The organism is Gimesia aquarii (genome assembly GCF_007748195.1).
Lineage (GTDB): Bacteria > Planctomycetota > Planctomycetia > Planctomycetales > Planctomycetaceae > Gimesia > Gimesia aquarii.
The window spans coordinates 6,969,358-6,982,132 of the sequence record NZ_CP037920.1 but is presented as its reverse complement, the minus strand read 5'-3'; the positions used below and the strand labels follow the sequence as shown (position 1 = coordinate 6,982,132).

Here is a 12,775-nt window from a genome sequence, read left to right as displayed (position 1 = left end):
ATTATGGGAAAGAGTGTAAGAAGCAGACGATGCCGAAGATGTAGACGATTGACCTAAACGGATCAATTTTTGCAAGTCACTGTTCGGCATCGCGAGTTTTAATCTACACGAGCGATGCCCTACATAACTCTTACATTTAAGAAGTATGTCAGCTATAAACGGACGGTATATCCCAGACCTCTACAATATGGCCGTCAACGATACGCCATACGAGGACCACGTCTGTTGCGATTTGCTCCTCTTCCAAAATCATCGTGTTTTTGGTCTGCATTACCAGCAGTTCATCTCCGACTGGGGTGACAGAGACTGGGGTGACCTTAAAGGTGCCATCAGTCAGCTTTGCCATTTTCTCGAAGAAGGTTTGAAGTCCGCTCCGGCCGACATAGTCGCCCTGAATATCCGGCAGGAGTGGATTGAAGAAGTGCCAAACGGCGTCTTCCGCAAATACGTCCGCAGTTCCAATTACGTTTCTTGGATCAAATCGCTTTAGTAGAGTGACGTTCGGGTGTTCCTCAGTCATTTTCTCCACTCCTTCCTGGTTCACACAATGATTACCTGGTCCTACTTTGTTCGAGAGATTGTTGAAGCGCTTTGAACAATTTATTGAGACGATCTGATGTGCGCGTGCCGCTTAATGGAATTGATGTAAGTAACTGAAACTTATCCGCTACGAACTTGTTTTTCAATTGCTTGGACTTGTTCAAATTTCGTGACTCAGACGTTTCATATCACACACCTTTATTAAATATGATACTTCATCGATATTGGATAGGTACAGCAAGTCATTTGCAGATATGAAAAAACAGAAAAGTATATTGGGTTGTATCCAGCAAGAACGAGTAATCAGAACGAACTCGCTTCACAGGAGCGGGGAACCTTTGCTGGGCATCATGTTTTCTTCTGGAGCAGTCAGCATAGGAAATTGCGCTCGTGACCTGCCTCCTTTAACCGCTTCAGAACTTGATAGATCAGATTTCGTGGACTAAAACAAACCTGTTGATCTTTGAATTCATTTTACCAATACATTCGATGCTCTGCGGCAAATTACAAACGTTATGGTTCTGTTGAAGCTGCTGCAATCTTGTCCAACAATTGAATTTTTGGTATGAAAAGAGGTGATTTAATTCTATACAAATCGAAATTCACAAGGGCGACATCATGTGTTCTATACCATCCTGGTCACTGCGAGTTGCTATTGTCCTTTGTATGATTCTTTTAAACCTTTTCCCCAACAGCACGTCAGCTCAGGAAAAACCTGTAACTTCCACATCAGGGTTTCGTCAACCTGCCCCGAAAATATTGCCAAATCTCTTTGTCTGGACCGACACTTGCAATGTCTATGTCATCCGAGATAACGATAAAGCAGTATTAATTGATCTTGGTGACGGTACTGTTTTAGATCATTTGGATGATATCGGTGTCAAACACGTCGAGTGGATTTTATTTACGCATCATCATCGTGAACAATGTCAGGGAATGAATCGCGTAGATCGAACTAAAACGAAAATCGCTGCTCCCAACTCAGAACAAGAACTGTTTGAAAAACCAACAGATTTCCGCAAGTGGTACCCCAAGTTGGGGGACCGATTTTCCGTTTATGGAGCAAGCTATGTTCGGCCTCCCCAGAATGCGATTCGCATTGATAAAGCATTAGAACCTGGAAAAGTTTTTTCCTGGCATGAAATGGATTTCCGCTGTCTGGACACCCCCGGGCATTCTCCCGGAGGTATGACGTACGTGATTACTCTGGGCGAAAAAAAAATCGCTTTCACTGGAGGCGTTATCCATGATGACGCTAAAATGACAACATGGTTCGATTCAGAATGGGACTACGGTTTTGCCAAGGGTGTGGATACGTTGATTAAATCGGTCGAGCTGCTGACCGACCAGGAGCTTGACCTGGTGTTACCATCGCAGGGCGAATTCATCCAAAATCCGAGAACGCAACTTAAAGCATACCAACAGAAATTAGCGGCATTTCGCCAAAGCTACGTCCGTGGATACAAGGTGTTCGAATCAACGGAACAAGATCGGGATTCCTTCTCCAAACCAACGGTAGTCCCATTGATCAGCCAGGTAACGCCACACCTCTATAAGCTTAGCCACGAAACCAAAGGAAAAAACTTTGCGATCATCATTTCCGATAATGGTAAAGGGTTGATTCTCGATTGCGGACTGTTTCCGAAGTCGATGTTAGAAGAAATCATCGTCGGCTTGCGCGCACATATGGGTTTGAAGGAAATCGATGCATTTTGGATTTCACACATGCATGGCGATCATTTCCTGCTCGGCCCCACCCTTAAGCAAAAGTACGGTGCCCAGGCGTGGACTCTGGATCGCATTGTCGATAAGTGTGAACACCCTCGCCGCTATGATTATGCCGCTCTAGTGTCGGCCTATCGCGATGGCTTCGATGGCATGAAGATTGAAAAAGGTTTTCGCGATGGAGAAACAATCCAGTGGGAAGGCTATCAAATCCAAGTCGATTGGATGCCCGGCCAGACGGAATTCGGCTGTTGCTTGTGGCTGGAACTGGATGGCAAACGGGTCGCCTTCACTGGCGATAATCTGTTCGGAAATCCCGCTGACAAAAAACAAAACGGACACGAAGCAGTGGTCGCACGCAATAGTGCGATCTTTGAGGAAGGCTATCTATACGGCAGTCGTTATTTGAAGAATCTTAAACCTGACATCGTAATGGGCAGCCATTCCTATGTCATGGATGAACCTGCCGACTTCTTACATCGTTATCATGAGTGGTCAAAACAAATTATCACACTGTATCGTGATTTACTGCCCGACAAAGATTACGAATACCTGTATGATCCATACTGGGTCTCAGCTTATCCCTACCGTATCGATTTTAGCAAAGACAACGTACAGAACATCACGGTAACCATTCGCAACTTCCGGGAATCACCACAGCGACATCGAGTCAAATTAAAACTGCCTCCTGGTGTGAAAGCGGAACCGACTGTTCTGGAAGGCACCATCGGCCCTAAGAGTCGCCAGAACTATAAAGTGAAACTCTCGATCGATCGCAGTACTGTCTCCCAGGGAGTGAATATTGTCCCCTTTGATATCACTCTGGATGAGAAACATTATGGCGAGTTATTTGACTTTCTCATCCGTGTGCAGGAAACAAATAAATAAATGCGAAATACAAACATTTTGCCTGATGCTGTTTGAAATTCGTTCGTTATAATTGAGTGTGCCGCAAGTGATGAATGATGCGAACAATTATTGATGAAAATCTCTTACGGCGATTTGGGATCCTTTTCACCGCTAACCGAATGCAGATTTATCTACTCCATAGGTTGTGTCAGTGAAATGGGACGGTTTCCGGAGCAATTCGGATATCTAATGGCTTTCCGATCTTTAGCAGCCTGCTCGAATCTTCCTGAATGGTCACCAAAGACTCTGGGGAACTCGGCGTAACAGTGGTGACGTCCCGGGCACGCACGGTTCGGTGTTTCCTGCCGAGGTGAGTATCAATTTGGTTTAGACATTCAACCTCTATCTAACTCGCATCGGGTTGTCGAACCGTCCCACCGCAGGAAACGGAGTTGCTCTTTCGAAATTCATTATTGGATACCATCTCCTCAGACGGAATGCTATTCGATGCCGAGCTCTCGAAGTAATTCGACGATTTCCCGATATCCCTCACGATCAAGGCTGGCATCATATTCGAATTCTCCTGCCAATCCGCGCTGCGCAAGATCCATGGCGCTTGTTGTATCCGCACCTCGTTCCACCAGAATCCGGATGATCCTTTTGTTTCGGTGGACGACAGCGCCGTTCAGCGGTGTCCCCCCGTAATCCTGTTCGCGTAGCTCAATATCCGCGCCGTGGTCCAGCAGCCATTCCAACATCTCGGGCCGGTCCAAGTAGACGCACCCGTGCAAATTGGGCGGAATTGCATCGACTGCTTCAAGTTGATCAGGATCATCGGCCAGGATCTGCTCTGCCAATGCGAAATCCTTGGCGTCGAACGCGTCGAAAATCGATGGTTTTGCGGGCGGGGTCGAGTATTCTTCGATCGAAGGACAGAAGTCGTACGGTCCGACCGGAGCGGCTGTCAGGCGAAAGCCGCAGTAGCGGCCGCCTCCGTAGTTAGCGCGTGTGGCTGCGCGACAGCACTTTTGTGTGTTGAAGTAGCTGCCACCACGGCAAGCCCGTTGCTGATATTTAACCCAAAACCAGTCCTGACACATTTCCCAGACATTGCCCAACATGTCATAGAACCCCCACGGATTTGGTGATTTTTGGCAGACCGCATGCGGTCGGAGATCTGAGTTTCCGAAATGCCAGGCAATGGAATCCAGCGGGCCATAAGTCGCATCGGATGTCCCCGCTCGGCACGTGTATTCCCATTCTGTTTCGGTCGGTAACCGATACTCCCAATCGCTGCTCAAAATGCCGGCTTCACGATCAATCGTGGTGAGCTTTTCACAGAACTCGGTCGCCGATTTCCAGGGGACCGAATCGACGGGTGCGTCCGCGGCTGACGGATGGTGTGCGAGTTGCCTTGGAAAGTCGGGCATTACGAGTTCGAACTGACGATGTGTCACGGGCGTCGCGCCGAGATAAAACTCATGCGCTAACGTAACCTCGCGTTCTTCTTCCCAATACGCGCGCCCCACTTCACTCTGCGGGCTTCCCATGATGAATGAACCAGGAGTCACTGGAATCAGTCGAACACCGCTCGAACTAGCCAATTCCGATTGCATTTAAGGACTCCTGGAATTTAATTCCTCTTACTCGTTCTATGATAGGTTGTGGCACGAGCCTTCGCCACTGAACCCGCCGCGATCAACAGTGATGGAATGAATCGGGAGACACAACCGGAGTGTCGGAATTATCTTTCGCATACTACTTCTCACTGCGAAACTAATGAATCCAGAAACTCATAAAGTTGCTGTGTTGCCGGGTCATCGGGTTTGCCAAGGTCGTTATTCAGGCGACTGTGGTTGCTATCGCTTTTGCCATACACGGTTGTTGGAATCTCCGACGCTTTCAGGACACTTTCCAATCTTCGCGCCTGAGCTCTTGTGTTTGGATTACCGGGAAAATAGAGGATAAGGAACGGCGGTATGCCTTTGCCTTTCTTCACATGTGTTACGGCAGAATAATCAACATGCTTTTCTGGGTCGTTTCCGAATTTTTGCCGATGACCAAAGGTAAACATCTTGCCGCCGTAGAGTGCCTGGCGGAACTCTGCTGTCATGATGATCTTGGGGATGTCGTAAGTATCTCCGTCAACCGGAACACAACCTTTGAGCATATCGAACGGCACCCCTTCTTTCTTTAGATAGCGATCGTCGATACAAATTAACGCCGCCAACTGAGCGCCGGCAGAATGTCCCCCCACAAAGATTCGGTTGGGATCACCGCCATACTTTGCAATGTTCTTGTGCACCCAAGCGAGCGACTTGGCAACATCGCCAATCAACTCCTCCATTTTCACTTCCGGAAGAAGTCGATAATTCGTCGAAACAAAGACAAAACCGCGATCAGTCAGTACTTTCGGTTTCAGTGCAACATCACTCTTGTCCCCAACTCGCCATCCGCCACCATGAATCCAGAACACGACCGGCAGGCTTTTCTTAGCTGGCTTTTCCGGCGTGTAAATATCAAGAACATGACGATTGTGACCGTTCGCCACGTACGGAATGTCGGACGTCAACTTCTGTGAAAGCGCAACGTTATTGAGGGATAGAAGTGGGAATACGATAGCGAGAATAAGTTTGGGATTCATGCTGTAGATTCCTGTTCATTGCAAGATGGCGGGAAGAATTATCGAATGCGGCTTCAACGTAAGTGTTTTCACCTTACAACAGTGGCGTTACTGATGCAAGAAAACTGATTTTGTGGACCGCACTTTTTTATAGCAGAAATTGCAGAACTATTTTCTTGTTTTAACTATGTGGCAGTGTCAAAAGACCGCCGCAACTGTTTTTAAGCAATGGCGGCGACCTCAATAGGTTTCTTAGCTTCTTTCCAGATAGTTCATTCTTTAAACTCACCTTGAGAAGGCTTGCCATCAACCTCTCCCAGAATAGTCCCTTCAAAGGCGGCTACATTGCCAATTCCAGGATCTGTTCCAACGAACTTTGTTGCTTTCCCGTCAGTTTCATCTTGGGGGACCAGTTTCACTGTCATGGGAGGCACTACTTTTCCCTCTTCTGTCTTTGTTTCTTTTGTAGTTAAAGTTAGTTCTTTGGCTGTAACAGCCACTGGTGTTTTTTCATCGTCACCGATAAAAAGAATCATGCATTCCTGCTTGGCATGATCGACGGTGAACTCGGCGTGATGCTTGCCAAGATCAAACACAACACCACCGTTCGGTCCCGCACCGTGGGCGTGTGGTGCATGTTCTTTGTCGCTATCGACTTCATTATTCTTTTCGGGTTGTGGTGTGGTTTTAGTCGTCGGAGCGTCTCTGCTGCCTTTATCTGAACAACCTGTGACAATTGACGCTGCTAGAATCAGGATTAAAATTTTTGTGTACATCATTTTGTTTTCCTTTGCATTAGAAAAATAGTGAGAGTGTATTTCATCTTTATACAGCTCGCAGTAGTTCTTCATCAGAACTTTCACTGCGGACTAGTCGATCGGCATCTTTCCCCGAGAACTTCCAGAATAGTCCGGGATGAATAAAAAATTCGCAAAACGTGGAAGTTATTAATCCTCCTAAGATCACAGTGGCAACGGGGTATAAAATTTCCAGCCCCGGTTTATTACCACCGACAACAAGAGGAACCAATGCAATACCGGCAGTCAACGCGGTCATTAGAACCGGAGAAAGTCTTTCCAGACTGCCGCGCAACACCATTTGAGGGGTAAAAGCTTCTCCCTCTTCTTCCATTAAATGAAAATAGTGAGTAACTAGCAGAATTCCATTACGAACGGCGATGCCTCCGAGAGACACAAAGCCTACCATGCTTGCTACTGTGAGAGTCTGATTGGTTAGAACCAGTGCGAAGACACCACCAATGAAGGCTGTCGGAATGGCGTTCAGAATTTGAAACGTGATTCGGGCTGACGGATAGAGCATCATAAGAACAATAAAAATTCCAGCGACTGAGACTGCCGCCAAGATCGTAATCAAAAACGTGGCAGACCTCTGTGCTTCAAATTGTCCTCCGAACTCAACAAAGTAACCGGTCGGCAGTGTGACCTGATCACGCACTCGTTTTTCAATCTCAACGACAGCGCTGGCGAGGTCACGTCCTGAGACATTACTACGTATTGTTTGTCGCCTTCTGACATTTTCCCGATTGACCAGATTAGGACCACTGGCTGACCCCGGGAAATCGGCCACCTCTCGTAAACGAATTTGCCCTCGTCCATCAGGAAGATCAAGGCGCAGCTCTCCCAGGTTATAGGGATCGGAACGGTATAGCTCATTGAGTTTAATCACCAGGTCAAATCGTCGTTGCCCCACTAATACTTGTGATATCGCTTCCCCTTTTAATGCCGTCTGCACAAAATTGGCTACGTACTCCCGACTCAGTCCGAAAAAGGCCAGTTCATCTGGCTTGAGAACAACATGCAACTCGTCTACCCGTTCCTGCGGGTCGATGATAGGGGGCGTGACGCCTGGTACATCAGCGATGACATCGCGAACCTGTCCGGCCAACTCGCGCAGTTTATCCAGATCATCCCCATAAAGCTTAATACCAATCTGGGCTTTGACGCCGGATAACATGTGACTGATGAGGTGTGAAAGCGGTTGTTCTGCCTCAATTCCCACCCCGGGCACGTTGGAACGCAAATATGAAAGTAAAGTATCCAGAAACTCATCACGACCGTGTTCGGAATCGGGGTTCATTGTCAAAATGTACTCACCCACATTGACTGGTTGAGCGTGCTCATCCAGTTCGGCCCGACCGGTCCTGCGAAAAAAGTGTAACACTGGTCCATTTGGGTTGTCCGAAGATTTCTGCATTTTCACAAGTTGCTTGTCGATCAGGGTAGATGCTTCATTCGATGCTTTGAGGGAAGATCCACCCGGTAAAGTCACGTTAATCTGCACACTGCCTTCATCAAACTTGGGTAAGAAATCGGCTCCTAACTTCGACAATTCCCAAACACTAATACCAACCAATACCCAGGTCAAAACCAGTAAGATTCCTGCACGTCGTATACTGAAACGAATCAGGAAGCTGGCTCCCCACTTTAGCACTCGCAGTAATCGCCCATCCTGGTGGTTATGCGTTGCCTTTGCTTGAGGCAGAAGGTAGTAAGAGAGTACCGGTGTGACAGTCAGTGAAACCAGTAATGACGCCAGGATAGAGACAATATAAGCAACTCCCAGTGGGGCAAACAGGCGACCTTCCACACCAGACAAAGCAAAAAGTGGCATAAAAGCCAGCACAACGACTGCTGTGCCAAATATGATTGCCGAACGGATTTCTTTGCTTGCTTCATATACGACAACAATAGCGGGTTTAGGATTGGGACTCGTGTTGTTTTCTCCCAGACGTCGAAAAATATTTTCCACGTCCACAATGGCATCATCCACCAGTTCACCAATGGCAACTGCAATTCCCCCCAGCGTCATCACATTAATAGAGAGTTCAGTCCCAGTAATGACACCAATAATCCGGAATACAAGCGTTGTGATCACCAAAGACAGAGGAATGGCCGTCAGCGTAATGAACGTCGTGCGTAGATTGAGCAGGAACAAAAACAGTACGATGACAACGAGAACAGCTCCAATCACAAGCGCTTCTTCAACGTAGTAAATCCCTCGATCAATGAAACTCTTGAGCTGGAATAGATTGGTATTGATCACGATATCGGCAGGAAGTGTTGATTCTACATCTTTCAGTGCCGCCATCACATCATCAGTCAATTTTCGAGTATCAGCATGCGGTTGTTTGACAATCGTAATCACGACTCCAGCTTGTCCATCAATACTAGCATCACCACGTTTCGGAGCAGGGCCTTCCTCAATTCGTGCCACATGGTATAACAACACGGTCCGATCCCCATTCATTTTGACTGGGGCTTTTCGGAGTTCTTCCAGGACGTCGTTTGCAAGCGAGCCAAGACGACCAATCACCCGCACAGGACGTTCCGTCTGGCCACCGATGATGAACCCACCACTGGCATTCAGGTTATTAGCCTGGACCGCTGCCTCAACTTCTTGAAGCGAAACGTTATATTCTTGTAGCTTGATCGGATCGACCAGGACCTGATACTGCTTTTCATCACCACCCATGACAATGACTTCAGCGATGCCAGTTAACTTCAGTAATCGTGGTCTGATCACCCAATCCGCCGTGGTACGCAGATTCATGCGTTCTTGCAGAGGAGTCGGGAAAACAACTTCGTAGGACCGTTTATTCCAAACAAAGGTCACGTTTCGCTTCGGGCTTGCCTGATTCCATAGGGGATTCTCGACTTCGACTTTCTTCCACAAACTGAGATCGTTTCGGCTCACCGGATCCCAGACAGTTAGCACAGCCTTACCATCGCTTTCAGTACGTTCTGCCAGAAATGGTGTTTGTCCAACTTGCGTTAAATCTCCACCTTGTGGTCCTTGTCTGCGATGAATCCCGATGTGAAGAATCTGTCCCATAATGGATGCCTGGGGGGTCATTATCGGGCGGATACCCGGTGGCATCGGTACATTTGCCAGACGCTCTGAAACAATTTGCCGAGCGTATCGAGGTTCGGTTTCCCAACTGAATTCGACGTAGATGACGTTCATACCCTGACCGGACTGACTGCGAACATCTTCGACTCCATTGGCTCCCAGAATTGCTGTTTCAATTGGAAACGTAACAAGAGTTTCTACTTCTTCAGACGACAGGCCAGGACACTCTGTCAGAATAACAACGCGCGGACGATCGAGATCAGGGAATACATCGATCGGTAATGTTGTCGTTAAATAACCCCCGTATGCCAGGACAACAAGACAGGCTGCAAGGACCAGCGTTCGATGAGTCAGTGAGAGTCGGATGATAGAGTTAAGCACGATATTCCCCTATTTCCCTTCGTCTTCGTTCTTATGGAGGCTGCCATCCGCATGAATGTGGTAGCCTTCTGGTAAGTCATTTCCCGATGACGATTTCAGCATTCGATTCAACTGTTCGGCAGAACTCTGTACAACAAAAGAACCGGGGATAAGCGATCCATCATTGGCAACGACGGTATAGCGTCGATCTCGTTCCAGGACTCGAACTGCCTTGCGTTGAAACGTGTTGACATTCTGGAGAAATACAAATGCTTCAGCATTGTCACGAGCAACCGCATCCGTAGGAAGTACGAATACGTTTTCAAGCTTTTCGGTTCGAATCAAGATGCGGACTTTTTGGCCAGGTCGAAACCGCCAAAGTACCTGGGGCCTTCCATTTTGTTTTACAACTCGAAACTGATTCTCCAACGGCATGCGAAAAGCAAAAGTACGTTTAATCGGATCAATGACATTTGCCAGATGCTGAATCAGAAAATCTTGATTAATGGGAGGCCAATCTGCCGACACATTTTCCTGAAAGTCTACTTTGGTAGGCCAGCCTGCTTTTATACTTCGTTCAAGAAGCGGTATTTCATCTCGAAAGGCACGACCTTCTATTGAAAGTAACTGGTGATTTGCGAGTAGACACAGCATCTGTCCCGTTTTGACCTGCTGGCCCAAGTCAACTTTACTTTCCTGAACTTCGAAGATGGGCGAGGATTCTGGTTTTACATCCTTACCTGTCGCCTGCATTACTGCTGAAGTTCCCATTGGTCTGGACTCATTAGTTTGAGAGGGAACGCGAATATTCAGCTCTTTAACAAAATTACCGGCAGCGATTTCTTTCAATTGTTTCTGTGTAAACTCCCGATTGAGCAACTCCTGTTGATATCCCTTGATAGCAACTTTAAGTCGCGTGATTTCATTGGCGACTTCAATAATCCGGGAACCGGGGATTGCCCCTTTTGCAGACTCTAAACGCTTCTTCTTTGACTCTACGAGTTTGGTTTCCTGCATATCTTTAAACAGTTTTGTTTGGGTCTGCTGCAAAGACTCGCTAAGAATACGAATCGTGTAGAGCACATCTCCCGGGCGAACAGTGTCACCTGGAAAATAATTCATTTTCTCAACCACACCATCGACGGGAGAAATAATACCACGGTCACTGTGGCCTGGGCGATCGATGACCATTCCCGGAACCTGTAGCGTTTTCCAATAGGTCTCTGGTTGTATTGATCTCACTTTCAAACCCAAATTGGCAATGGCCTGATCTGATAGAATGATCTGTTCGGAAGCTGAGCTTTTCGTGTCACCTGGCTTTGTTTTTGTGGCGGAAACATTATCCGATCTGGCTGTCCTGTTCTGTTGTAATAGAGGCAACCAATGGTCACGCGTGAAATACCCGGTAGCTATCAGTACCACTACGAAAGCAATTGTCAGGATGGGTTTCACCGCTTGAAGAAGTTTCTTCATGATTGTTCCTTTACAGGTAAAGGAGGGACAGGCGCTGAGGACCACAGGACTTCAAGGATCAGCCCTGTCCCAAGCAGAACCGAATTAAAAAACGGACACATCAAAACCTCCCTCGCATCTTGCGAAGAACAAAAGCATTAAAAGAGAAATTGTCCGACCACAAACGATAGATTGAAACGATGGAACTTATCGCGCAAGGGGTCGACGCCAAAAGCAGAGCGCAGCGCATACCAAGCTGATAACTGGTACTACCTGCGTAATGAGATGCTTATATTAAATAAGCGTGGTGGCGGATAAAGAGCGGTGATTCTGAATCAGGGGGCGCGCATTGAAAATCATACTGTCTCATTGCAGTGTTCTGCAAAAAGACACAGGCTGAAGCCCACCCGAGAGGAAACCATTGTAAGAGGTCTACCATTCCTGACTCGAAAGTGGAACGTGACCCCACAGTCATATCCGTATTGCTGAGATAGACAGCAGATGAATCGTGATCAAAAGGCGAATCAAATTGCGTCGAATTTTGCTTTTCATGATCCGAATGATGTCCATCACTATGATTGTGGTCATTAGGGCAATGGTGATGAATTCCATCTTCAGAGGGATGACTTACGTGAATATGTGGACGTAAGCTGTGTCCCGCAGGCTGGTTGCCTCCGTGAGAATGGCCAAAAGTAACTGACTGAATCAGCAGTACACATGGCATCAAGATGAGGGACACAATTTTTCGACTCATATCCAGACTTTCGATATTAAATGCCAAAATCTTAAAACATCCTAACGCTCATATTTCTAAAGTCCAGACTCAACATCAAAATACTCCCGTTGAAGTATATTATATCCATATGACTGGGAATCCTAAACCATGGAAGATTTGTATGATGGGCTTGCGTGTTAATAATGAAGGATATTATTGTCTCCAGTTGTCTTCTCTAGATCGCCATCATTGCTCATCCCTCATCAAGCACCGTCAAACCCAACCAAAAGGCACTTCAGTCCGTAAAAAACGTTGTGTTTTCCCTACCTCTTTGAATTGACTAACTTCTTTGATAGTAAGCAAAAAACCATAATTCTCCGATACAACCAAACACTATAAATAAAATTGTATTAATATTGCATATTAATTGTAATTGCATATTGAATTGGTTTCTTGGGCTGTAAATAATAATTCTTATATGCCTTACGCTCATTTTTCTCCCAAACTTAGGGGGTAAACGTCCCTGAAGTCCCTTCTGGTAAACTATGTCATCAAAGTCAGATTGAAGAAAGTGTCGGTTCATTGAAATTACGAAGTCAATCGTTGGTCTCAGCACTGAATTACGATTTTTGCCCTCAGTT

The 12,775-nt window shown here is 46.8% G+C and carries 8 protein-coding genes; 1 reads left to right on the top strand and 7 read right to left on the bottom strand.

Translation table 11 applies throughout. From position 1 onward, the window contains the following. Positions 1-148: 148 nt before the first annotated feature. On the bottom strand, positions 149-520 hold the full coding sequence (locus V144x_RS26600; protein ID WP_144989971.1) for a nuclear transport factor 2 family protein: 372 nt from the start codon (positions 518-520) through the stop codon (positions 149-151). A 638-nt stretch (positions 521-1,158) separates the two neighbouring features. On the opposite strand from V144x_RS26600, the gene V144x_RS26595 reads away from it, so the two are divergent. After that, positions 1,159-3,153: an MBL fold metallo-hydrolase gene (locus V144x_RS26595; protein WP_144989969.1), complete on the top strand. Its 1,995-nt coding sequence runs from the start codon at positions 1,159-1,161 to the stop codon at positions 3,151-3,153. 461 nt (positions 3,154-3,614) lie between these two features. On the opposite strand, the gene V144x_RS26590 is transcribed toward V144x_RS26595, so the two are convergent. From V144x_RS26590 to V144x_RS26565, 6 genes are all read right to left on the bottom strand, one after another. Continuing rightward, entirely contained in the window at positions 3,615-4,718 is a 1,104-nt protein-coding gene (locus V144x_RS26590) for an SUMF1/EgtB/PvdO family nonheme iron enzyme (protein WP_197998651.1), read from the bottom strand. A gap of 161 nt (positions 4,719-4,879) precedes the next feature. Then, positions 4,880-5,758 carry an alpha/beta hydrolase gene (locus V144x_RS26585; protein WP_144989965.1) on the bottom strand — a complete coding sequence of 293 codons (879 nt, stop codon included), beginning with the start codon at positions 5,756-5,758 and terminating at the stop codon, positions 4,880-4,882. 251 nt (positions 5,759-6,009) lie between these two features. Further along, positions 6,010-6,516 (bottom strand): hypothetical protein, encoded by a 507-nt coding sequence (locus V144x_RS26580; RefSeq protein ID WP_232102651.1) that lies wholly within the window; start codon positions 6,514-6,516, stop codon positions 6,010-6,012. Positions 6,517-6,562: 46 nt separating this feature from the next. Continuing rightward, on the bottom strand, positions 6,563-9,988 hold the full coding sequence (locus V144x_RS26575; protein ID WP_144989963.1) for an efflux RND transporter permease subunit: 3,426 nt from the start codon (positions 9,986-9,988) through the stop codon (positions 6,563-6,565). 9 nt (positions 9,989-9,997) lie between these two features. After that, positions 9,998-11,440, bottom strand: a complete 1,443-nt coding sequence (locus V144x_RS26570) for an efflux RND transporter periplasmic adaptor subunit (RefSeq protein WP_232102650.1) — start codon at positions 11,438-11,440, stop codon at positions 9,998-10,000. A gap of 268 nt (positions 11,441-11,708) precedes the next feature. Further along, positions 11,709-12,173: a hypothetical protein gene (locus V144x_RS26565; protein WP_144989961.1), complete on the bottom strand. Its 465-nt coding sequence runs from the start codon at positions 12,171-12,173 to the stop codon at positions 11,709-11,711. Between the last annotated feature and the right edge of the window lie 602 nt (positions 12,174-12,775).